This is a genomic window from Pseudonocardia oceanicola (assembly GCF_047200735.1).
In the GTDB taxonomy this organism is placed as follows: domain Bacteria; phylum Actinomycetota; class Actinomycetes; order Mycobacteriales; family Pseudonocardiaceae; genus Pseudonocardia.
The window spans coordinates 293,827-314,827 of sequence record NZ_JBJZON010000001.1; the positions used below are offsets into that span (position 1 = coordinate 293,827).

Genomic DNA, 21,001 nt, shown 5'->3' on the forward strand with positions numbered 1-21,001 from the left:
CTTCCTTCGACGACGAGGGCCCAGAGATGACCGCTGTGCAGGAACCGGTCACGACCGTGCGGACCGTCACGGCCGAGATCGACGGTCACACCGTGACGGTGCCGGAGGGCACCACGATCTACGACGCGGCGCGGCAGGCCGGCGTCGACATCCCGGTGTTGTGCCACGACGAGCGCTACGACCCGGTCGGGGTGTGCCGGATGTGCGTCGTCGACACCGGCGGGCGGGCGTTCGCGGCGGCCTGCGTGCGCCCGTGCGAGGACGGGATGCAGGTCAGGACCTCCACCCCGGAGCTGGAACGCAACCGGGCGACGCTGACCGAACTGCTCCTCGCCGACCAGCCCCCGCGGGCCGAGGACCCGAAGCAGACCACGACCGGGGACAACCTGCTGCTGGCCCTGGCCGACCGGTACGGGGTCGCGCGCGAGACCACCGACCTGCCGTGCGGGTCCGGGCGGGGCCGGGACTCCTCGAACCCCGTGATCGACGTCGACCACGACGCGTGCATCCTGTGCGACCGCTGCGTCCGCGCCTGCGACGACATCCAGGGCAACGACGTCATCGGCCGGTCCGGCAAGGGCCACGCCACCCGGATCGCGTTCGACCTGGACGACCCCATGGGCGCCAGCTCGTGCGTGACCTGCGGTGAGTGCGTGCAGGCCTGCCCGACCGGGGCGCTGACCAACAAGCCGATCAACGACGTCCCGATCCGCCCGCGCGAGGAGCTCGACTCCGTGCACACCGTCTGCCCGTACTGCGGGGTCGGGTGCGCGCTGACCTACCACGTGGACCGCTCGCGCGGCGCGATCGTGTTCGCGGAGGGACGCGACCAGCCGGGGTCGCAGAGTCGGCTGTGCGTCAAGGGCCGCTACGGCTGGGACTACGCGGCCTCCCCGCAGCGGCTCACCGTGCCGTTGATCCGCAGGGACTCCTCCTACCCGAAGGGGCCGCTGTCCGCGGACGTGCGGGGCGACCCGGCAGACAGGGCCGAGAACGACCGCGGCCGGGCGGGCGCCGGCGGGAGCCGCAGCGGCGGCGGCCGGGGTGAGCCGCTGAGCAGGAACGGCCGGGACCGCACGCGCAAGCCCGGCGGGCTCGTCGACTACGACGAGGTGCTGCCGCACTTCCGCGAGGCGACCTGGGAGGAGGCCCTGGACCTCGTCGCCACCCGGCTGAAGGAGATCCACGCCCGCGGCGGGCCCGGCGCCATCGCCGGGTTCGGCTCGGCGAAGTGCTCCAACGAGGAGGCCTACCTCTTCCAGAAGCTCATCCGGGCCGGGTTCGGCACCAACAACGTCGACCACTGCACCCGGCTGTGCCACGCGTCCTCGGTGGCGGCGCTGTTCGAGGGCGTCGGCTCCGGCGCGGTCTCGACCACCTACGGCGACGTGGCCAACGCCGACGTCGTGATCATCACCGGCTCCAACCCGACGGCCAACCACCCGGTGGCCAGCTCCTTCTTCAAGCAGGCGCGGCGGCGCGGCACCACGATCGTCTACGTCGACCCGCGGGCGAGCACGGTGGCCGAGCACGCGGACTACCACTGCCAGGTCAAGCCGGGCACGGACGTCGCCTTCTACAACGCGCTGATGCACGAGGTGATCCGGCTCGGGCTGATCGACCGGGAGTTCATCGCCGCCCGGACGTCGAACTACGAGGAGCTGGCCCGAACGGTCGCGGACTACCCGCCCGAGCGGGCCGCGCAGATCACCGGGGTGGACGCGGACCTGATCCGCGAGGTCGCGAGGGTGTGGGGCGAGGCGAAGGCCGCGGTCGTCTACTGGGGGATGGGCATTTCCCAGCACACCACCGGCACCGACAACGCCCGCTGCCTGATCGCGCTGTGCTCGATCACCGGCAACGTCGGGCGGCCGGGCACCGGCCTGCACCCGCTGCGCGGGCAGAACAACGTGCAGGGTGCCTCCGACGCCGGCCTGATCCCGATGTTCTATCCGGACTACCAGGGCGTGGACTCCGACTCGCCGCGCCGCCGCTTCGAGGAGGCGTGGGGCACCGAGCTCGACCCGAACCGTGGGCTGACGGTCACCGAGATCATCGGCTCGGTCCTGGAGCCGGACGGGGTGCGGGGCATGTACATGCTCGGCGAGAACCCGTTCCTGTCCGACCCGAACATCAACAAGGTGCGCAAGGCCCTGGCCGCGCTGGACTTCCTGGTCGTGCAGGACATCTTCCTCACCGAGACCGCGGAGTTCGCCGACGTCGTGCTGCCGGCGTCGTCCTACCTGGAGAAGGACGGGACCTACACCAACACCGACCGCCGGGTGCAGCTCGGCCGGAAGGTCCTGGAGCCGCCGGGACGGGCGCGGGTGGACTGGGAGATCATCCAGGACATCGCGAACCGGATCGGGCTGGACTGGTCCTACGCCGGCCCGGACGAGGTGTTCGACGAGATGGTCGCGCTGATGCCCTCGTACCGGAACCTGCGCCACGACAACCTCGGGCTCTCCGGCAAGCTCTACCCGAACGCCGACCCCGAGCACACGGACGGCACGATCGTCATGTTCGACGAGCGGTTCAACACCGACGACGGCCTGGCGCACCTGGTCCCGGCCGAGTGGCTCCCGGCGAAGGAGCTGCCCGACGCGGAGTACCCGCTGGTGCTCAACACCGGCCGGCTGCTCGAGCACTGGCACACCGGGTCGATGACCCGCCGCTCGTTCGCGCTCGACTCGATCTCGCCGGTCGCCGAGGTGTACCTGCACCCCAAGGACGCCGCCGAGCGCGGGCTCGCCCACGGGGAGCTCGCCCGGGTGCGGTCCCGGCGCGGCGTGATCGAGCTCCGGGTGCGGATCTCGCACCGCGAGCAGCTGGGCAACTGCTTCATCCCGTTCCACTTCCGGGAGGCCGCGGCGAACCTGCTGACCATCGACGCGATCGACCCCTACGGCAAGATCCCCGAGTTCAAGTTCTGTGCCGTGCAGGTCGAGCCCCTGGGAGCGCGGGCATGACGGTCGAGTCGGAGCGGGCGTCGGCGGCCCGCGCCCGGCGGGTGCCCGGGGTGGAGGCCCGGGCGGGCAAGTTCCCCGGGCCCTCCCTCATCCCGGCGCTCAACGCGATCCAGGCCCGGCTGGGGTGGCTGCCGCGGGCGGAGCTGGAGGAGCTGGCGCGGGAGGCGCGGCGCCCGCGGTACGAGATCGAGGGCCTCATCTCCTTCTACCCGCACTTCCGCACCACGCCCCCGCCGGCGGTCGCGCTGCACGTCTGCCACGACCTGTCCTGCTGGCTCAACGGGGGCGAGGAGCGCCTCGCCGAGCTGCGCGAACGTTTCGGCGACGCGACCGACGTGGAGCTGGTCGAGGTCTCCTGCCTGGGCCGGTGCGACGTCGCGCCCGCCGCCGCGGTCGACGAGCGTGCCGGACCGGTGGCCGAGGTCGACGGGCTGGTCGACGCCGCCCGGTCGACCGGGGTCGGGCAGGCGGGACCGACGCCGTCGGGCCGCCGGGAGCCGTGGCCCAACGACCCGTACCCGGCCGGCTCGGGCGTGGCGGAACGCTACCGGTCCCTGCGGGCGCTGCTGGCCGGCGAGCTCGCCCCGGACGAGGTCGTGGCCACGCTCTCGGCCTCCGGCCTGCGCGGCATGGGCGGCGCCGGGTTCCCCACGGGCAGGAAGTGGGAGCTGGTGCGGGGCGCCGGGCCCGGCGGGGTGACCTACGTGATCTGCAACGCCGACGAGTCCGAGCCGGGCACGTTCAAGGACCGCCAGATCCTGGCCGACCAGCCCCACCTGGTGCTGGAGGGGCTGCTGCTGGGCATGGCCGTGGTCGGGGCCGAGCAGGGCTGGGTGTTCATCCGCCACGAGTACGGGCCCGAGGAGCACGTGCTGCGCGTGGAGATCGAGGCGCTGCAGGCCGCGGGGGTGATCGGGCCGGACGCCTGCGGCAGCGGCCGGCGCCTGCAGGTCGACGTCTTCGTCTCGCCGGGCGGCTACATCCTCGGCGAGGAGACGGCCCTGCTGGAGTGCATGGAGGGCCATCGCGGGGAGCCGCGGAACAAGCCGCCCTTCCCCGGCACCTACGGGCTGCACGGCCGGCCGACGCTGATGAACTCCGTCGAGACCTTCGCCGACGTCCCGGTGATCCTGCAGCGCGGGGCGCAGTGGTGGGCCGAGCAGGGCGCGGGGGAGTCCGTCGGCTGGAAGTTCTTCGCCGTGTCCGGGCACGTCGCGCGGCCGGGGGTGTACTGCGTGCCGATGGGCACCACCGTGCGGGAGCTGATCGAGCAGGCCGGCGGCGTCCGCGACCGGGCCCGGGTCGGGGCGGTCCAGCCCGGCGGGGCGTCGTCCAACTTCATCGGGCCCGACCAGCTGGACCTGGCGTTGGACTTCGGGCCGCTCGCCGAGGCCGGGACGATGCTCGGCTCCGGGGCGCTCGTGGTGCTCGCCGAGGGCACGGACCTGCTCGCGGCGTCGACCAACGTGCTGCGGTTCTTCCGGAACGAGTCCTGCGGCAAGTGCGTGCCGTGCCGGGTCGGCTCCACCAAGGCGCACGGGCTGCTGCGGGAGGTGCTCGACTCCGGGGCGGAGCTGGACGAGGCACGGCGCGCCGAGCTGCTGCGCCTCGAGGAGGCCATGCGCAAGACCTCGATCTGCGGGCTGGGGCAGGTGGCGCTGGGCCCGGTCGTGTCCGTGCTGGGGCTGGACAAGGGGGGAGCGGCGGCCCGCGAACAGCCCCGGCCGGAAGGCGAGCCGGGACAGCCCGACCGGTGAGCAGCAGGGAGTTCTTCACCGCGCGCACGGTCGCGGAGGCGCTCGCGGGGTTCCGGCCGGCCCGCCGGACGAAGGCCGAGTCCGTGCCGTCGGCGGCGGCACTGCATCGGGTGCCGGCCGAGGACGTGCTCGCCCCGGCCCCGTTGCCCGGCTTCGCCCGCGCCACCGTGGACGGGTTCGCGGTGCGGGCCGCCGACACCTACGGCGCCTCCGACGGCCTGCCGAGCTACCTCGACCTGCTCGGGGCGGTGCGGATGGGGGCCGCGCCCGAGGTCGCCGTCCGCCCCGGCGGTTGCGCCGCCGTGCCGACGGGCGGGGCCCTGCCCGAGGGGGCGGACGCCGTCGTGATGGTCGAGTTCACCGCGGAGACCCTCCCCGGGTGCGTCGAGGTGACCCGGCCCGTCGCACCCGGGGCCGGACTGGTGCGGGCCGACGAGGACGCCGCCGCCGGGACGGTGCTCGCCCCGGCCGGACGCCCGCTGCGCGCCCCCGATCTCGGGCTGCTCGCCGCCGCCGGGGTCACGACCGTCGGCGTCCACGCCCGGCCCCGGGTGGCCGTCCTCTCCACCGGCGACGAGGTGGTGCCGCCGGACACCGCCGACCTCGCGCCCGGGCAGGTGCGCGACGCCACCGCGTCGGCACTGGCCGCGCTGGTCACCGAGGCCGGCGGGGAGCCGGTGCAGGCCGGGATCGTGTCCGACGAGTCCGGCGCCCTGCGGGAGCGGCTGACCGACGCCCTCGTCGACGCCGACCTGGTGGTGATCTCCGCCGGGTCCTCGGTCGGCGCCCGCGACGAGACCGCCGGGGCGGTCGCGGCGGTGGGTTCCGTGTGGTGCCACGGCCTGGCGATCAAGCCGGGCAAGCCGACCCTGCTGGCCGAGTGCGGCGGGGTCCCCGTGCTCGGGCTGCCCGGCAACCCGCTCTCCGCGCTGGTCGTCTTCCGCCTCGTCGGTGTCCCGCTGGTGTGGCGGCTGGCCGGGTGCGAGACCCCACCGCCCGAGCCCGGACGTCGGGCGCGGCTCGCGCGCGGGCTGGCCTCCGCCGCCGGTCGCCTCGACGTGGTGCAGGTGCGGCTCGTCGACGGCACGGCGGAACCGGTGCTCGGGCCGTCGGCGCTGCTGTCGGTGCTCACCCGGGCCGACGGGTACGTCGTCGTCCCCGAACCCGCGACCGGGCTGGACGCGGGCGCCGAGGTCGAGGTCGTCCTCTACCGATGACGAGTGCGGACCGCAGCCCGTACCTGTCCGACGTGCCCGCCGAGCAGGCGATGACGGCGTGGCGCGAGGCCCGGGCCGCCGCGGGCTGCCCGCCCCGGGTCGAGGTGGTCCGGGTGCCGGTGGGCGAGGCCGCCGGGCGGGTGACCGCGCAACCGGTATGGGCCGTGCGCTCGTCGCCCGCCTTCGACTCCGCCGCCATGGACGGGATCGCGATCCACGCGGCGGACACGGTGGGTGCGGCCGAGACGACCCCGGTGCGGCTCGCGCCCGACCAGTTCGAGGTGGTGGACACGGGCGACCCGCTGCCCGCCGGGTACGACGCCGTCGTCATGCGGGAGCACGTGCACCGGACGGCCGACGGGGCGGCCGAGCTCGATGCCGCGGTGGCGCCCTACCAGCACGTCCGCTCGATCGGGGAGGACATCAGCGCCGCCGAGCTGCTCCTGCCGGAGGGCCACCGCCTGCGCGCCGTCGACCTCGCCGCCTGTGCCGCCGCGGGGGTGATCGAGCTCGCGGTCCGCCGCGCGCCGGTCGTGGTCGTCGTGCCCACCGGGGACGAGATCCGCCCGATCGGCGTCGAGTCCGCGCCCGGCGAGATCCCGGACACGAACTCGCTCATGCTCGCCGTCCAGGCCCGCGAGGTCGGCTGCACGGCACACGTGACCGACATCGTGCCGGACGACCCGGCGCGGATCGCTGCCGCGCTGCGCGCCGCCGCCGCGGAGGCCGACCTGGTCGTCCTCGTGGCCGGGTCCAGTGCGGGCCGGGACGACCACACCGCCCGGGTCGTGGCGGACGCGGGCACGCTGGCCGTGCACGGGGTCGCGGTGCGGCCGGGCCATCCGGTCGTCCTGGGGACGGTCCGCGGTGCGCCGGCGACCCCGGTGCTCGGTGCGCCCGGCTACCCCGTCTCCGCCGCCCTGACCTTCGACATCTTCGCGGCGCCGATGCTGGCCGAGCTGGAGGGGTCGGCCCCGCGGGAGCGCCCCTCGACGACCGCGCGGCTCGCCCGCAAGCTGCCCAGCGCGATCGGCACGGACGACTGGGTGCGGGTCCGGCTCGGGCGCGTGCAGGGCGCGGTCGTGGCCACCCCGCTGCCGCGCGGGGCGGGCGTGCTCACCTCGCTGGTGCGCGCCGACGGGCTGCTCGTGGTGCCCGCCGGGGTCGAGGGCCACCACGCGGGCGAGCAGGTCCGCGTCGAGCTGCTGCGCGGCAGCTCCGAGATCGACCGGACGATCGTGGCGATCGGGTCCCACGATCTCGTCCTCGACCTCGCCGCGTCGCGGCTGCGTGCCGCCGACCCGCTGGTCACGCTGGCGTCGTCCAACGTCGGGTCGCTCGGCGGGCTGGTCGCGCTGCGCGACGGGTTGTGCCACCTCGCCGGCTCCCATCTGCTGGACCCTGCGACCGGGGAGTACACGCTGCCCTACCTCGACCGGCTGCTCGGGCCCGACGCCGACGTGGCGGTGGTCCGGTTGGTCCACCGCCAGCAGGGCCTGATCGTGGCCCTCGGCAATCCGCTGGGACTCACCGGGATCGGGGACCTGACGCGGCCGGGTGTGCGCTACGTCAACCGGCAGCGCGGTGCGGGCACCCGGGTCCTGCTCGACCAGGAACTGGCCGGGCGGGGCATCGACCCGGAGGCGGTGCCGGGCTACACGCGGGAGGAGCACACCCACCTCGCGGTCGCCGCCGCGGTCGCCGCCGGGCGCGCCGACGCCGGGCTGGGCATCCTCGCCGCCGCGCGGGCGTTCGGGCTGGACTTCGTGCCGGTCGCGGAGGAGCCCTACGACCTCGTCCTGCGCACCGGCACGCTCGCCGACCCGCTGACCGCGCCGCTGTGGGAGCTGCTGGACCGCGCCGACTTCCGCGCCGCGGTGGAGTCCCTCGGCGGGTACAACTGCGCCGAGACGGGCCGGCGGGTGCGCTGACCCCCGCGCCCGACCAGGGACCGCCCTACGAGGGCCCGCGCCCGACCCGCCCCACGAGGGCCACGCGCTCGACCCGCCCCACGAGGGCCCACGCGCCTGGCCCGCCCTACGAGCGCCCGCGGGCCCGACCGGGGACCGCGCCGCGAGGGCCCGCTCGGCCGCCAGGGGGCGGACGGCCCGGTCCGTCCCCGGCGGCCCGGTCAGGAGCGGACGCGGCCGAGCCGGACCCCGGAGAAGTCGACGGCGCTCCCGTCCTCGCGGGTCGTCCCGATGTGGACGTGGGCGAAGTCCCACACCTGGCCGTTCTCGTCCACGGTGCCGAGGCGGACCCCGGAATCGTCGACGACGATCGCGGTGGCGGGGGAGGTGGTGGTCATGGTCGCTCCTGGGACGTCGCCGGGTGGTCGGACGGTGTCGCTACCCCGCCGACGGTCCACCAGCGGCGCGCCGGGCACCAGGGACCAACGGGCGCCCCGCCCCGGCCCTCCGTCCCTACGCCGCGGGTCGGGAGTTCCGGCAGCGCGAGTCGGGAGGTGTGGCAGCGCGAGTCGGGAGGCGTGGCAGCGCGAGTCGGGCGGTGTGGCGCCGCGAGCGGGACTTTCGGCGCCGCGAGTCGGGAGGTGTGGGCTGGCGAGTCGAGAACCGCGAAGCTGCTGTCGGACCAGATAGGTCCGCGAGTCCGGAACCGCTGGGCCGCAAGCCGGCCGGGGAGCACGCGGCCAGAGAGCTGCGGGCCCTGACCACGCCCCAGGCCGGTTCCAGGCCGCGGGAGCCGGGGCGGTCCGGTCGGGGTCACGCTGGGGACGGGCTTCGCGTGATCGCTGTTGTGGTCCGTCTTCGGCCGTGTGTGGCTGGGAGTGGTCCGGTCTGGGGATCATGGTTTCGGGCGGTGGTGTGGCGGAGCCGGGTGATCGCCGTGCTGGCCCGTCTGCGGCCGTGTGTGGTTGTGAGCGTCAGGTGTGTGGAGCCGGTTCCCGGTCCGTCCGGCTCGCGGGCACCGGGGAGAGGGCCTCGCGGGACAGCGGGGCGCCGGTGGCGTCGCGCAGCGTGGGCAAGGTCTTCCCGTAGAACTCCGCGAACACCGGCGGGAGGTCCGCGCGGATGTCGGTGACCTGCAGCTCGACCTCGTGCACGAGGGTCGCGGAGTCCGCCGTGTGGGCGTACCACTGGAACTTCTCGAGGGTCCCCGCCTTGCGGACCTGCTCCACGACGAGGCCGATCGAGCCCTCCTGCGGCCGCTGCGGCGAGTGCGGCACGCCCGCCGGGAGCAGCCACGACTCGCCCTCCCGGACGTGCACCGTGCGCGGGCCCTCCTCGGTGACCAGGTGGACGTGGATGTCGCCGGCGATCTGGAAGAACCATTCCTCGTACGGGTCGACGTGGTAGTCCTGGCGCTGGTTCGGCCCGCCGACGACCATCACGATGAGGTCCTCGGCCCCCTCGTGCAGCTGCTTGTTGCCCACCGGCGGACGCAGCAGGTGGCGGTTCTCGCTGATCCAGCCGGCGAGCCGGACGGGTGCGCCGATCTCGGTCATGTGTCCTCACTCGGTACGGGGCGATACGCCACGGCGGAGATCTCGATCAGCAGGTGGGGGTGGGGCAGCTGGTGCACGGCGACGGTCGTGCGCGCCGGGCCGGACTCGTCGAAGTACTCGGCGTAGACCTCGTTGTAGCCGCCGAAGTCGTTCATGGTGACGAGGTAGGTCGTGATCGACACCAGGTCCGTCAGCGCGGCCCCGGCGGCGCCCAGCGTCTCGCGGACGTTCTCGATCACGGCCCGCGTCTGGACCCGGATGTCCAGGCTGGTGGTGCCGAGATCGTCGGTCTCCGCGCCGGCGAAGGTGCCGTCCGGCAGCCGGCTGCTGGTCCCGGAGACGTAGATCAGGTCACCGGCTCGGCGGGCGTGCGGGTAGCGGCCACGCGGGCGCGCCCGGCCGGGGACGAGGAAGGCGTCCTCGCTCACGGCACGCTCCTCCCGGTGGTCATGTCCCGATCTCGGTGCGGACCGCGTACAGCTCGGGGAAGAAGGTCAGCGACAGGGCCCGGCGCAGGAACGCGACCCCGCTCGACCCCCCGGTGCCGCGCTTGAACCCGATGGTCCGCTCGACGGTCTTGAGGTGGCGGAAGCGCCACAGCTGGAAGTTCTCCTCGATGTCGACCAGCTCCTCGCAGGTCTCGTAGACCGCCCAGTGGTCGTGCGGCGACTCGTACACCCGCCGGAACACCGCCACCAGCCCGGCGTCGAAGGTGTGCGCCCGCCGGACGTCGCGCTCGAGGAGGTGTGCGGGGACCGGGTGCCCCAGCCGGGCGAGGTAGCGGAGGAACTCGTCGTAGAGGCTCGGGGCCGCCAGCAGTTCCTCCAGCAGCGCGCGGGCCGCCGGGTCGTGGGCGAACACCTCGACGACGTCGGCGTTCTTGTTCCCGAGCGCGAACTCCACCGCGCGGTACTGGTGCGACTGGAACCCCGAGGACGGGCCGAGCACCGGCCGGAACTGCGCGTACTCCGCGGGGGTGAGCGTGGCGAGCACGGACCACTGGTCGGTGAGCGTGCGCTGCACGTGCTTGACCCGGGCGAGCTGTTTGAGGGCGGGGGCCAGGTCGTCCGCCGCGATGTTGCGCATCGCCGCGCGCAGCTCGTGGAGGACGAGCTTGAGCCACAGCTCCGAGGTCTGGTGCTGGATGATGAACAGCATCTCGTCGTGGTGCGGCGGGTCGCTGCGCGGGTGCTGCGCGTCGAGCAGGCGGTCGAGGCACAGGTAGGACCGGTAGGAGGTCGTCGACCGGAGGTCCCGGACGATCTCGGCCTCGAGCGACCTCGTGTTCCCCGCTGGTGGCGACGTCATCGCTGCTCCCCGGGTGGTGGTCGGGCGCGCCGGGTACGTCCCAGTATGTCCCCGTCCCACGTTGCGGGGGCGGTTCGGGCGACCCGGACTCGGGGAACGGTCGCGGCTCCACCGCGACCGTCACGGCCGTCCCGCCCGGTCGCCGGTCAGGAGCGGTGGCGGCCCGGTGCGCGGCGCGGTCGTCGACGCCGGCCGGCCGGTGTCGATCCCGTCGCGCGGCGGCCCGTCAGCGGGCGGACGCGGGCCGGACCGATCGGCTGTCGACGATCACCCGGCCGAGTGGCACGAGCGACACCGGGACGAGCTTGAGGTTCGCCAGCGCGAGCGGGATCCCGATGATCGTCACGGCCAGGGCGAGCGCGGTGACGAGATGGGCGATCGCCAGCCACCACCCCGCGAAGACGATCCAGACGACGTTGCCGATGACGGACGGCGCCCCCGCGTCGGGCCGCCGGACGAGCTCGCGGCCGAAGGGCCACAGCGCGAAGTCGGCGATCCGGAACGACGCCAGCCCGAACGGGATCGTCACGATCAGGATGCAGCAGACGATCCCCGCGATCACGTAGCCGAGCGCGAGCCAGATCCCGCACAGCAGGAGCCAGATGATGTTGAGCAGGGTCCGCATGGTTCCTCCCGTCGCCGTACCTCGATCGTGCCCGCAGCGTCCTCGCCGTGCCTCACCCTCGGCGGACGACGCCGCGGGACACGCCGGAGGTCCCGTCCGTGGGGTTAACCTCGGTCTCATGAGTCTCGCGCTCGGCTCGCTGTTCACCTTCGACAACTCCTACGCCCGCGACCTGGGCGAGCTGTGCGTGCCGTGGCAGGCCGCGCCGGCCCCGGACCCGTCGCTCGTCGTGCTGAACGAGGGGCTCGCCGCGGAGCTGGGCGTCGACGCCGAGGCGCTGCGCGGGCCCGAGGGCGTCGCCGTCCTGGCCGGCAGCGCGACGCCGGAGGGGGCCGCGTCGGTGGCGATGGCCTACGCCGGGCACCAGTTCGGCGGGTACGTCCCGCGGCTCGGCGACGGGCGCGCGCTGCTGCTCGGCGAGGTGCTCGACACCCGCGGGCACCGGCGCGACCTGCACCTCAAGGGGTCGGGCCGCACGCCGTTCGCGCGCGGGGCCGACGGGAAGGCGCCGCTCGGACCGATGCTGCGCGAGTACGTCGTCGGCGAGGCGATGCACGCCCTCGGCGTCCCGACCACCCGGGCGCTCGCCGTCGTCGGGACCGGGGAGCAGGTGGTGCGGGACCGGATGGAGCCCGGCGCGGTCCTGACCAGGGTCGCGGCGAGCCACATCCGCGTCGGCACGTTCCAGTTCGCCGCCGCGACCCGGGACACCGGGTTGCTGCGCCGCCTCGCCGACCACGCGATCGCGCGCCACCATCCCGCCGCGGCCGAGGCGGACAACCCCTACCTGGAGTTCTACACGGGCGTCATCGAGGCGCAGGCCGCGCTGATCGCGCGCTGGATGCTGGTGGGATTCGTGCACGGCGTGATGAACACCGACAACATGACGATCTCGGGCGAGACCATCGACTACGGGCCCTGCGCCTTCATGGACGCCTACGACCCCGCCACCGTGTTCAGCTCGATCGACCACGGCGGCCGCTACGCCTACGGCAACCAGCCGGCGATCGCGCAGTGGAACCTGGCCCGGTTCGCCGAGACCCTGCTCCCGCTGCTCGACGAGGACACCGACGCCGCGATCGAGAAAGCCACCGAGGTGCTGCTCTCCTTCGCCGACCGTTATGAGCACCACTGGCGCGCCGGGATGCACGCGAAGCTCGGGCTGGCCGACGGGGCCGGCGACCAGCCCCTGGTCGACGACCTGCTGACGCTGCTGCAGGAGCAGGAGGTGGACTTCACCTCCTTCTTCCGGGCGCTGTCGCGCGCAGCGGCCGGCGACGCGGGACCGGCGCGCGCGCTGGCCGGGGAGGGCTTCGACGCGTGGGCGGAGCGGTGGCGGCGGCTGCTGCCGGCGCGCCCGGGACCGGAGATCGCCCAGGACATGGACCGGGTCAACCCGGTGTACGTGCCGCGCAACCACCTGGTGGACGAGGCGCTCACGGCGGCGACCGACGGCGACCGGGAACCCCTGGACCGGCTGCTGGCGGTGCTCGCCCGCCCCTTCGACGAGCGACCGGGCCTGGAGGCCTACGCCCTCCCGGCCCCGGCCGGCTTCGGCGCCTACCGGACCTTCTGCGGCACCTGACACACCACTGTCCGAAATGCGTGAGTGGGCGCGTCGCGGGGTAACCCGGCCCCATGCCCATCGTCGACAAGGTCAAGCGTTTCCTGCACAGCCCCCGTGGCCGACAGCTCACCGACCAGGGCCGTCGCCTCGCCGCCGACCCGCGTAACCGGGAGCGGGCCCGCGGCCTCCTCACCAAGATGCGCCGGCGCTGAGCTCCGGAACGGGGCCCGGGGCTTCTGACCGGCGGCCCTGGTCCGTCGCACCACGATCGCTGAACCGGAGCGGATCCCGCGCCCCCGCGGGATCCGCTCCCTGCTCGTGGATCACCCGGACGGCGAGTGCCCTGCCGGGCCCGGCGCCGGGTGCCCTGCCGAGCTGCTGGACCCGGCGCCGGGTGAGCGGGTCCCGGACCCGGTCCGGTCGTCGCCGCGGACCTGGACTGCCGGCGCCCTGTTCCGCCGGGCCGGGAGCGCCGACCGGACCCGGCCGGTCACCCGCGATCCGTGTGAGCCGGGTCCCGGCGGGTAGCCCCGGGACATGGCCGAACACGTCGATGACGAACTCTGGGACGAGTTCCACCGGGTCGTGAACATGACGTCCCGTGAACTGGAGGAGTGGCTCCGGACCGACTCCGCCGACGTCGACACGGAGGTGGAGCCCGACCACGCCGGCACGCCGACCGGGCGTGAGGTGCTGGCCGTCCTGCGCAAGCGTCGCGCGGACCTCACCGCGGGCGACGCCGACTGCATGCGCCGGGTCGTCGACCGGGTCCTGGCGCAGCGCCGCGACGACCTCGAGCCCACGGCCGGTCAGGCCGCCTGGCGTCGCAAGCTCATGCGCCTCGGCCACGACCCGCTCAAGCCCGTGGGGGCCTGAGTAGCCCGGGGACGCGGCACGGTTCACGACGATCACTCGTGGACGGGGGCGGTCGAGATCCGACCGTTCCCGTCCACGACGGAAGTTCGTTCGTGCCCGCCGGCGCCGGCCGTCCCTCGGGCGACCCGGCCCTCCGACGACCTGGCGCTCGGGCGACCCGCCCGTGGGCACGCGGACCTCGGGCGACCCGCCCGTGGGCACGCGGACCTCGGGCGACCCGGCCCGCCGTGGAGCGACCTGCCCGTGCGGTTGCCCGCGGTGCCGACGGGTAGGCCGACCCCATGACCCGACCTGACGAGCCCGAGCGGACCGACGCGAGCGACGACGCGGGGGAGGACACCGTCCTGCGGGGCGAGGAGATCCTGCACGGCGACGAGGTGCTGGAGGGCGAGGGCCCGCAGAGCGACGCGGGGGAGGGGCCCGACGCCGACGACGCCGACGGCCCCGGCAGCGTGAGCGGTGCGGGCCCCGGCAGCATGGACTCATAGCCGTCCGGCCACCTGATCCCACCGGGAGGCCCGGCCCGTACCGGCTCGTCGTCCGTCTGGAACCGGACGTCCCCGGCCCGCTCCCCGGGTGTCGGCCAGTGTGAGCCCCGGTGGGCCGGGTAGCCGGGCGAGGACCTGGTTCCCGCACCCTCGGAGCGATCTCGATGACCCAGCGCAACACCGCCTTCCGCACCCTGCACGAGATCGGCCTCGCCGCGTGGTTCGGCGGCTCCCTGGCCGGCGCCGTCGCCGTCAACGGGGCCGCCGCGCGCGCCTCCGACCCGCGGGAGCGGCTGCGGATCGCCAACGCCGGGTGGGCCCGCTGGAACCCGGTGAACCTCGCCGCGATCGGTGCCCACCTCGCCGGCCAGGTCGGTGTCGGCCTGGGCAACAAGAGCCGGATCGTGGCGCAGAAGGGCGTCGCCTCGTCGAGTGCCGCGATGAGTGGCCTGACCGTGGCGGCCCTCGCCGTCTCGGCCTACGGCGGGATGCTGGGCAAGAAGCTGAAGGACGCCGAGGGCCGGCCCGTCGAGGGCGCCACCGAGCCCGCTCCGGAGACCGCGGAGAAGGCGGCCGCGGCCCAGCGCCGGCTCCGCGTCTGCCAGTGGCTGGTGCCGGCCCTCACCGGCGCGATGATCGTCGTCGACGCCCTGCACGGCGAGCAGCAGCGCCCGAGCCAGCAGCTGCCCGGCCTGCTCGCCCGGCCCGCGCGGGCCCTCGGTCTGCCGGGCTGACCCGCTCGCCCCGGGCTCGGGCACGGGGTGAGAGGCTGCCCCTCACCGAGCCGTCGTGAACGGCGGCGCCCGTACCCGGGCCCGGGCGGGGACGAGAAGGAGCGCACATGCCGGACCGGGCACCGCTCTGCGACCCCGAACGGCTCCGCGCGCTCGCCGACTCCGGCCTCGGTCCCGACCCGGACGCGGAGATGGAGCACCTCGCGGAGTGGGTCCGCGCCGACGTCGGCGTCCCCGTCGCGCTCGTCACGCTCGTGCGGGCGGACGAGCAGGTCTTCCCGGGCCTGGCGGGCCTGCCGGAGCCGTGGGCGTCGAAACGCGCCACACCGCTCTCGCACTCCTTCTGCCGGCACGTGGTGGCGACGGGCAACCCGCTCGTCGTCGTGGACGCCCGCGTCGACCCGCGCGTGCGGGACAACCTGGCGGTGCCGGACCTGGGGGTCGCGGCCTACGCGGGCATGCCGCTGACGGACGCCGAGGGCCGGGTCCTGGGCTCGCTGTGTGCGATCGACGTCGAGCCGCGCGAGTGGACGGAGGACGAGCTGGCACGGCTGCGGCGGATCGCCCGCGCGTGCTCGGCGGAGTTGCAGCTTCGCCTCGCCCGCGTCGACGCGCAGCGGGAACGCGAGCACCGCGACACGGTCGACCGGCAGCGCCGCGCGGACTCCGAGCACACCCGCACGCTCCTGGCCGCCTCGCAGGCGTTCCTGGGCACCACCACGGTCGACGACGTCCGGGCCCGCATCGGCGAGCTGACCGGTGGTGCGTTGCGCCCCGCCTACGTGGGCCTCGACCTCGCCGGCGACGGCGTGCTCGGCGCGGTGCTCACCGACGAGGCCCGGGTGGTGCACTTCGCCTCACGTGCCGAGTTCGACGCGGCCCACCCGCCGGTCGCCCAGCTCGTGCTGAGGGCACTGGGCCTGCACGCCGTGGTGGTGGCGCCGCTGCCCGGGCCGGAGGGGCCGCTGGGCACGCTGGTACTCGGCTGGGACCAGCCCCGCACGATGTCGCTGGCCGAGATCGTCGCCGTCACGACGATCGCGGGGTACGCGGCGCAGGCGCTCGTGCGGGCCCGCCACCTGCAGCACCGCGAGGAGGTGGTCACGGAGATGCAGCAGGCCATGCTGACCCGGCTGCCCGAGGTGCCGGGGCTCGCCCTCGCGGCCCGCTACCAGCCGGCCGACGCCCGGGAGAACGTCGGCGGCGACTGGTACGACGTGTCCCGGCTGCCCGACCCGGAAGGCCCCGGGACCGGCGCCCTCGTCGTGTCGGTCGGCGACGTCGTCGGGCACACCTTCCAGGCGGCCGTGGTGATGGGTCAGGTCCGCTCGATGCTGCGCCAGGCGGCCTGGGACCACCCGACGGGCCCGCCGTCGGCCATCCTGTCGGCGTTCGAGCGGGCCAGCACGGGGAGCGGGCTCGGCGCCGCCGGGTCCGCGGTGCTCGGCCTCCTGCGCGAGGGTCCCGCCGGCAGCTGGTCGCTGGACTGGACCAATGCGGGCCATCCACCGCCCGTCCTCGTCCGGCCGGACGGCGGCACGGTCCTCCTCGAGCCGCACGACCGCCTCTTCGGATGGGGCCCGCCCGTCGACCGCGGCGACCACTCGCTGGAGCTGACCCCGGGCTGCACCGTCGTGCTGTACACGGACGGCCTCGTCGAGCGCCGGGACGCGGACATCGACGACGGCATCGCCGCCCTGCGCGCGCACCTCGCCGCGTCCCGCCACCTCGGACTGCAGGAGCTCGTCGACGGGACGGTCGCGCGGCTGGGCCGGGAGACGGCCGACGACGTGGTGGTGTTCGCGGTCCGGCTCTGACCTCGTCCCGGGCGGCGCGGTCCCGCGGCGACCGCGCCGGGGGCCGCACCGGCGGTTTCCGCCGGTCCGGGGCGGGCATCTCCCGGACGTGATCAGGACGGTGTTCCGGGCCCTCGCGGCGCTCCGCCGGGCTCCCGCGTTCCATCCGCGTGGTGTGCTGCTCGGCGGCGAGCTGCGGATCGACGGCACCGGATCGGCCGCCGGAACGGCCCTCGGCCCTGGTCCCCACCGTGTGCTCGTGCGGCTGTCGAAGGGCGCCGGCACGCCCGGGAAGCTCCCCGACCTGCTCGGGGTGGCGGTGCGTGTCGAGCCGGACGGGGCCCGCGACGCCGTCGACCTCCTGTTCACCACCTCGACCGCCCGCGGTGCGCTGCTCGCACCGGCGTGGGGCTGGCGGAGGGCGACCTACAGCACGCTGCTGCCGTACGACACCGCGGCAGGGCGGGTGCGGCTGCTCCTGGAGCCGGAGCCGTGCGAACCGGACCCGCCGGCCGACCCGCGGGCCGTCGCGGGCGCGGTGCGGGCCCGCTCCCTGCGCTACCGGCTGGTCGAGGCGCCGCTCCGTGCGGGCGCGCGGGCGGCGGGCACCCTCGTGCTGACCGAGGAACGCACGGGCGCGGTCGCGTTCGACCCGGTCCTGCACCAGCACCCCGCGCTGCGCCCCGGGCCACTGCTGGCCGGGTTGCGCGCGCGGGCCTACCGCGGCTCGCGGCGCGGTCGCGGCGCCGCGCCCACGGAGCTGGCCCGCACTCCCTGAGCGCCCGCCCGGCCGAGCGCGCCTCCCTGCGGCGCCTCCCGGCTGAGCCCGTCTCCCGGCCGACCGCGCCCACCGGCCGACCGCACCCACCGCGCCTACCGGTGCTCGCGCCGGACCGGCTCGCCCTGCGCCGCCGGTTCGGACCGATCGCCGCCCGGGAAGGGCCGGGACACCCGCCCGAGGGCGAGGACCAGGCCCAGCACGACGAACACGCCGGCGACCACCGTGGAGGCCACGTTCATCGCCAGCCAGTCGATGTCGCGGTCGACGATCCCGAGGATCCCGAACACCACGAACACCAGGTTCACCGCCGCGACCACCCAGCCCCACGCCCGAGCAGCGGACATCCGGGTCGCCGACAGCATCCCGGCCACACCCAGGGCCAGGGTCAGCACGCTCCGCAGCGGGTTGATCTCGAGGCCCAGCAGGGTCGGCTGCCGGCCGTCGGGCCCGGGCGGGGCGAAGGCGGGCCAGAACCCGACCACGCCGTAGATCATCAGCAGGGCCCCGAGGACCAGCGCCCCCACCTGCACCCAGGGCATGCCGGCATGCCCCCGGCTCCGCTCGGGCTTCGGCTCGGACATGGGACTCCTCCTCGAACGCGATGCGCGGGTGTGCGCGGCACCCTCCCGGGGTCGCGTACCCCACCGATCGACCGGCATGCCGATCGTCGCTCACCGGCCGGGCGGTTCGGGCTCGTCGCGCAGCCCGTCGCGGAGCGTGCGCAGCGCGCGGGCGAGCAGCCGCGAGACGTGCATCTGGGAGACCCCGACCAGCTCGCCGATCTCGGCCTGGGTCTTGTTGCCGAAGAAGCGCAGCAGCACGATCCGCCGTTCGCGTTCCGGCAACCGCTGCAGCACGGGCCACAGGCTCTCCCGGAACTCGATCCCGGCCAGTTCGGGGTCCGCCTCGCCGATCAGCTCGGCCAGGTCCGGCCCGTCTCCGGGCGCGCGGTCGAGGCTCACGCCGCGACGGTCCGCCCGCGCGGCGAGGGCCTCCACGACCTCCTCCGTCGCGAGCCCGAGCTCCTCGGCGAGCTCGCTGGGCCGGGGCGCGCGCCCGAGCCGCTGGGTGAGCGGGCCGACGGCCCGGTCGAGGGCGACGACGAGCTCCTTGACCGGGCGGGTGACCCGCATCGCCCAGGTCCGGTCGCGGATGTGGTGCAGGATCTCGCCGCGCACGCAGGGCACCAGGTAGGAGAGGACGTCGTCGGGGGCCGAGTCGGGGTCCCAGTGGTCGATCGCGTGCAGCACCCCGAGGACGCCGGCCTGGGTCAGCTCCTCGGACGTGCCCGGTTCGACGGCGTACCGGCGGGCCAGGTGCTCGGCGACCGGCAGGAAGGCGAGCACCAGCGCGGACCGCAGCGTCGTGCGACGCGGGTCGCCGACCGGGAGGCAGGCGTGCTCGGCCAGCACGGGGTGGAACCGGGCGTAGTCCCCGGGACGCATCTCCACCCGCGGCGCCTCCCCGGCGACAGGGCGGTCAAACCGGACGGAACGCGTTCGTCCGGGACCGACGGGCCGAAGGCGGCGTACACCCGCCGCGGGCGGCAGGCGGCCGGGAAGAGGGGAACGGGGACGTCGACGCAGGTGCCCGAGTGCGGACGCTCGGCGACCTGCCGGGGCGAGGGCGGCGCCGAGGCCGCGGGTCAGCCGCCGTCCGGGCCGCCGGCGACGGGTTGACCGGCGGCCTCGCGGCTGCCGGCGCGGGTGCGTCGCGGGTCCGGGGCGGCCTCGTCCGGGAACCGCCGCAGGAACTCCGCCTCGAGCGCCAGCATGCGGCGGGTGTGCGCCTCCAGCGCGTCCTCGGAACCGTCGAGGACGGTGTCGTGGCGCGTCTCGTGCAGGTGGGTCATCTCCCGGCGGAGCGCGTCGTCGCCGAGTTCGGCCGGGGGGATGCCGTGGGATCGGTCGGTCATGCCCCGCAGCTACCCGGCACGGGGGCCGGGCATGCGGCTCAACAGGGGGTGAGTCCCGGCCCGCTGCCCGGGATGGCGCCCGTGTCGACGTCGACGCCCGACGCGGGGCCGCCGACCGGGCCGCTCGCCTCCCGCTCGGTGCGCCCGGCGTCCGACGACGCCTCCGGCCAGCGCCCGACGCCCGCGCCCTGGGCGTAGGACAGGTGTCCGCCCAGGGCCCCGGCCACCGACAGGGGCAGCGCCCCGACCAGCGACAGCACCGCTCCGGCCCGGTGCCGGCCCTGCCGCCGGGCGGCGTAGGAGGCACCGAGGAACGCGGCCGACACGACGTTGCCGGCCGCGTGCAGCAGCCCGACCCGGCGGCGCCGCTCGTCGAGCCCGCTCCAGTCGGCGAGTCCGGTCACCACGGTCGGCAGCAGGCTGACCAGCCCGGCGCCGACGACACGGCGGGCGGCCTCCTCCTGCCCACCCACGGCGTCGAGCAGGGCGGCGCAGGCCCACCCGCCGATCGGGACCGTCACGAGCAGGGGGTGCACCGGATGGCCGAGCCACGCCCCGCGCAGCAGCGTGTCGAGCCGACTGCCGGCGAGGTAGCGGCGCAGCACGCGCTGGGCGGCCACGGCCGCGTCCTCCCCGGTTCGGACGGACTCGGCGGCGCGCAGCGCCCGGGCGATCGGTGAGCCGCTCATACCGGCTGCCTACCCGAACTCCCGCCGCGCATGCGCCCGACGCGTGCCGTCCCGTGCCCGGCCGGTGGCTCAGGACGGCCCGGACCTGTCCTTGACGGTCCGGCCCGCCTCCCGGGTGCGGTCCTGGACCTGGCCGGCCGCCGACCTGCCCTCGTCGGCGACGGTCGAGGCCGCATCCTTCGCGGTCTCCTGCACCGACTGCGCGGCCTGCTGCGCCGGCTCGCGCAGCTCCTCGCCGATCTCCCGGGCCGTCTCGCCGGCCTGCTGGGCCAGCGGGCGTCCCACCTCCGTCGCGCGCTCCTTGGCCTCGCCGGCCAGTTCCTGCTCCCGGCGGCTCGCCGGGAGCAGGGACGACACGAGCCAGCCCGCCCCGAAGGCGATCAGTCCGGCGGCGAGCGGGTTGCCCCGGGCCTGCTGCCGCACCCGCTCGGGTGCCTCGCGGGCCGTCCCGGCGACCGTCGAGGCCGCGTCCGAGGCCCGGTCGCCCACGGTGCCGGTCGCGGCGCTCGCCCGGTCCGACGCCTCGCCGGCCAGCGAGCGGGCCCGCCCGGCGGCGTGGTGGGCGGTGTCGCGGGCGGAGCCGCCGGGATCGCTGCCCATCACGGCGTCGCGCCAGCCGGAGACGCGGCCGCGGACGCGGTCGACCCGGCGCTGCACGATGCGGTCCGGGGCGACCTTCTCGCCCAGGGCGTCGACGTCGCCGCTGAGCCGGTCCTGGGTCGCCTCGATCTGCCGACGGAGCTCGTCCGGGTCGTCCGGGCGGGCAGAGGCGTCGTAGGGGGTCGGGCTGTCGTAGGGAGTGGTCATGGGTCC

The 21,001-nt window shown here is 75.4% G+C and carries 21 protein-coding genes; 11 read left to right on the forward strand and 10 right to left on the reverse strand.

Going from position 1 to position 21,001, the window contains the following annotated elements; translation table 11 throughout:
- Nucleotides 1–26 precede the first annotated feature (26 nt).
- The 4 genes from fdhF to ACL02T_RS01360 are packed head-to-tail and all read left to right on the forward strand — an operon-like array spanning nt 27 to nt 7,874.
- On the forward strand, nt 27–2,969 hold the full coding sequence (gene fdhF, locus ACL02T_RS01345; protein WP_412828758.1) for a formate dehydrogenase subunit alpha: 2,943 nt from the start codon (nt 27–29) through the stop codon (nt 2,967–2,969).
- On the forward strand, nt 2,966–4,726 hold the full coding sequence (locus ACL02T_RS01350; RefSeq protein WP_412828759.1) for an NAD(P)H-dependent oxidoreductase subunit E: 1,761 nt from the start codon (nt 2,966–2,968) through the stop codon (nt 4,724–4,726). Before fdhF ends, ACL02T_RS01350 begins: the two co-directional genes overlap by 4 nt.
- On the forward strand, nt 4,723–5,943 hold the full coding sequence (locus ACL02T_RS01355; protein ID WP_412828760.1) for a molybdopterin molybdotransferase MoeA: 1,221 nt from the start codon (nt 4,723–4,725) through the stop codon (nt 5,941–5,943). Before ACL02T_RS01350 ends, ACL02T_RS01355 begins: the two co-directional genes overlap by 4 nt.
- Nucleotides 5,940–7,874, forward strand: a complete 1,935-nt coding sequence (locus ACL02T_RS01360) for a molybdopterin biosynthesis protein (protein ID WP_412828761.1) — start codon at nt 5,940–5,942, stop codon at nt 7,872–7,874. The genes ACL02T_RS01355 and ACL02T_RS01360 overlap by 4 nt, the downstream gene beginning before the upstream one ends.
- A gap of 200 nt (nt 7,875–8,074) precedes the next feature.
- On the opposite strand, the gene ACL02T_RS01365 is transcribed toward ACL02T_RS01360, so the two are convergent.
- From ACL02T_RS01365 to ACL02T_RS01385, 5 genes are all read right to left on the reverse strand, one after another.
- Nucleotides 8,075–8,251 carry a hypothetical protein gene (locus ACL02T_RS01365; protein ID WP_412828762.1) on the reverse strand — a complete coding sequence of 59 codons (177 nt, stop codon included), beginning with the start codon at nt 8,249–8,251 and terminating at the stop codon, nt 8,075–8,077.
- Between the two features lie 576 nt (nt 8,252–8,827).
- On the reverse strand, nt 8,828–9,409 hold the full coding sequence (nbaC, locus tag ACL02T_RS01370) for a 3-hydroxyanthranilate 3,4-dioxygenase (protein ID WP_412828763.1): 582 nt from the start codon (nt 9,407–9,409) through the stop codon (nt 8,828–8,830).
- Nucleotides 9,406–9,837 carry a RidA family protein gene (locus ACL02T_RS01375; protein WP_412828764.1) on the reverse strand — a complete coding sequence of 144 codons (432 nt, stop codon included), beginning with the start codon at nt 9,835–9,837 and terminating at the stop codon, nt 9,406–9,408. Before ACL02T_RS01375 ends, nbaC begins: the two co-directional genes overlap by 4 nt.
- Nucleotides 9,838–9,856: 19 nt before the next feature.
- Nucleotides 9,857–10,717, reverse strand: coding sequence for a tryptophan 2,3-dioxygenase (locus tag ACL02T_RS01380; protein WP_412828765.1), 861 nt, complete (start codon nt 10,715–10,717; stop codon nt 9,857–9,859).
- Nucleotides 10,718–10,943: 226 nt separating this feature from the next.
- Complete coding sequence (locus ACL02T_RS01385) at nt 10,944–11,342, reverse strand: YccF domain-containing protein (RefSeq protein WP_412828766.1); 399 nt, start codon at nt 11,340–11,342, stop codon at nt 10,944–10,946.
- A 118-nt stretch (nt 11,343–11,460) separates the two neighbouring features.
- On the opposite strand from ACL02T_RS01385, the gene ACL02T_RS01390 reads away from it, so the two are divergent.
- The 7 genes from ACL02T_RS01390 (at nt 11,461) to ACL02T_RS01420 (ending at nt 17,581) form a co-directional block, all read left to right on the forward strand.
- Nucleotides 11,461–12,927, forward strand: coding sequence for a protein adenylyltransferase SelO (locus ACL02T_RS01390; protein WP_412828767.1), 1,467 nt, complete (start codon nt 11,461–11,463; stop codon nt 12,925–12,927).
- A gap of 53 nt (nt 12,928–12,980) precedes the next feature.
- Nucleotides 12,981–13,121 carry a hypothetical protein gene (locus ACL02T_RS01395; protein WP_412828768.1) on the forward strand — a complete coding sequence of 47 codons (141 nt, stop codon included), beginning with the start codon at nt 12,981–12,983 and terminating at the stop codon, nt 13,119–13,121.
- A gap of 325 nt (nt 13,122–13,446) precedes the next feature.
- Nucleotides 13,447–13,785 (forward strand): DUF3140 domain-containing protein, encoded by a 339-nt coding sequence (locus tag ACL02T_RS01400; RefSeq protein ID WP_412828769.1) that lies wholly within the window; start codon nt 13,447–13,449, stop codon nt 13,783–13,785.
- A 281-nt stretch (nt 13,786–14,066) separates the two neighbouring features.
- Nucleotides 14,067–14,273 (forward strand): hypothetical protein, encoded by a 207-nt coding sequence (locus ACL02T_RS01405; protein ID WP_412828770.1) that lies wholly within the window; start codon nt 14,067–14,069, stop codon nt 14,271–14,273.
- A gap of 164 nt (nt 14,274–14,437) precedes the next feature.
- A complete protein-coding gene (locus ACL02T_RS01410; RefSeq protein WP_412828771.1) occupies nt 14,438–15,007 on the forward strand; it encodes a hypothetical protein in 570 nt (189 codons plus the stop codon).
- A gap of 107 nt (nt 15,008–15,114) precedes the next feature.
- Entirely contained in the window at nt 15,115–16,824 is a 1,710-nt protein-coding gene (locus ACL02T_RS01415) for a GAF domain-containing SpoIIE family protein phosphatase (protein WP_412828772.1), read from the forward strand.
- 88 nt (nt 16,825–16,912) lie between these two features.
- Nucleotides 16,913–17,581 (forward strand): hypothetical protein, encoded by a 669-nt coding sequence (locus ACL02T_RS01420; RefSeq protein ID WP_412828773.1) that lies wholly within the window; start codon nt 16,913–16,915, stop codon nt 17,579–17,581.
- Between the two features lie 95 nt (nt 17,582–17,676).
- Here ACL02T_RS01420 and ACL02T_RS01425 read toward each other — a convergent pair whose 3' ends face one another.
- From ACL02T_RS01425 to ACL02T_RS01445, 5 genes are all read right to left on the reverse strand, one after another.
- Nucleotides 17,677–18,165, reverse strand: a complete 489-nt coding sequence (locus tag ACL02T_RS01425; RefSeq protein WP_412828774.1) for a DUF4383 domain-containing protein — start codon at nt 18,163–18,165, stop codon at nt 17,677–17,679.
- Between the two features lie 90 nt (nt 18,166–18,255).
- A complete protein-coding gene (locus ACL02T_RS01430; protein ID WP_412829313.1) occupies nt 18,256–19,029 on the reverse strand; it encodes a sigma-70 family RNA polymerase sigma factor in 774 nt (257 codons plus the stop codon).
- Between the two features lie 200 nt (nt 19,030–19,229).
- On the reverse strand, nt 19,230–19,499 hold the full coding sequence (locus ACL02T_RS01435; RefSeq protein ID WP_412828775.1) for a DUF6158 family protein: 270 nt from the start codon (nt 19,497–19,499) through the stop codon (nt 19,230–19,232).
- 38 nt (nt 19,500–19,537) lie between these two features.
- Nucleotides 19,538–20,188 carry a DUF2231 domain-containing protein gene (locus tag ACL02T_RS01440; RefSeq protein ID WP_412828776.1) on the reverse strand — a complete coding sequence of 217 codons (651 nt, stop codon included), beginning with the start codon at nt 20,186–20,188 and terminating at the stop codon, nt 19,538–19,540.
- Nucleotides 20,189–20,257: 69 nt separating this feature from the next.
- Nucleotides 20,258–20,995 (reverse strand): DUF3618 domain-containing protein, encoded by a 738-nt coding sequence (locus ACL02T_RS01445; RefSeq protein ID WP_412828777.1) that lies wholly within the window; start codon nt 20,993–20,995, stop codon nt 20,258–20,260.
- Between the last annotated feature and the right edge of the window lie 6 nt (nt 20,996–21,001).

Excerpts from the sequence above, each read along its gene's own strand:
- fdhF (WP_412828758.1), top strand. The coding sequence starts at position 27 with ATGACCGCTGTGCAGGAACCGGTCACGACCGTGCGGACCGTCACGGCC.
- ACL02T_RS01350 (WP_412828759.1), top strand. The coding sequence starts at position 2,966 with ATGACGGTCGAGTCGGAGCGGGCGTCGGCGGCCCGCGCCCGGCGGGTG.
- ACL02T_RS01360 (WP_412828761.1), top strand. The coding sequence starts at position 5,940 with ATGACGAGTGCGGACCGCAGCCCGTACCTGTCCGACGTGCCCGCCGAG.
- ACL02T_RS01365 (WP_412828762.1), bottom strand. The coding sequence starts at position 8,251 with ATGACCACCACCTCCCCCGCCACCGCGATCGTCGTCGACGATTCCGGG.
- nbaC (WP_412828763.1), bottom strand. The coding sequence starts at position 9,409 with ATGACCGAGATCGGCGCACCCGTCCGGCTCGCCGGCTGGATCAGCGAG.
- ACL02T_RS01380 (WP_412828765.1), bottom strand. The coding sequence starts at position 10,717 with ATGACGTCGCCACCAGCGGGGAACACGAGGTCGCTCGAGGCCGAGATC.
- ACL02T_RS01385 (WP_412828766.1), bottom strand. The coding sequence starts at position 11,342 with ATGCGGACCCTGCTCAACATCATCTGGCTCCTGCTGTGCGGGATCTGG.
- ACL02T_RS01390 (WP_412828767.1), top strand. The coding sequence starts at position 11,461 with ATGAGTCTCGCGCTCGGCTCGCTGTTCACCTTCGACAACTCCTACGCC.
- ACL02T_RS01395 (WP_412828768.1), top strand. The coding sequence starts at position 12,981 with ATGCCCATCGTCGACAAGGTCAAGCGTTTCCTGCACAGCCCCCGTGGC.
- ACL02T_RS01400 (WP_412828769.1), top strand. The coding sequence starts at position 13,447 with ATGGCCGAACACGTCGATGACGAACTCTGGGACGAGTTCCACCGGGTC.
- ACL02T_RS01405 (WP_412828770.1), top strand. The coding sequence starts at position 14,067 with ATGACCCGACCTGACGAGCCCGAGCGGACCGACGCGAGCGACGACGCG.
- ACL02T_RS01410 (WP_412828771.1), top strand. The coding sequence starts at position 14,438 with ATGACCCAGCGCAACACCGCCTTCCGCACCCTGCACGAGATCGGCCTC.
- ACL02T_RS01415 (WP_412828772.1), top strand. The coding sequence starts at position 15,115 with ATGCCGGACCGGGCACCGCTCTGCGACCCCGAACGGCTCCGCGCGCTC.
- ACL02T_RS01425 (WP_412828774.1), bottom strand. The coding sequence starts at position 18,165 with ATGTCCGAGCCGAAGCCCGAGCGGAGCCGGGGGCATGCCGGCATGCCC.
- ACL02T_RS01430 (WP_412829313.1), bottom strand. The coding sequence starts at position 19,029 with ATGCGTCCCGGGGACTACGCCCGGTTCCACCCCGTGCTGGCCGAGCAC.
- ACL02T_RS01435 (WP_412828775.1), bottom strand. The coding sequence starts at position 19,499 with ATGACCGACCGATCCCACGGCATCCCCCCGGCCGAACTCGGCGACGAC.
- ACL02T_RS01440 (WP_412828776.1), bottom strand. The coding sequence starts at position 20,188 with ATGAGCGGCTCACCGATCGCCCGGGCGCTGCGCGCCGCCGAGTCCGTC.
- ACL02T_RS01445 (WP_412828777.1), bottom strand. The coding sequence starts at position 20,995 with ATGACCACTCCCTACGACAGCCCGACCCCCTACGACGCCTCTGCCCGC.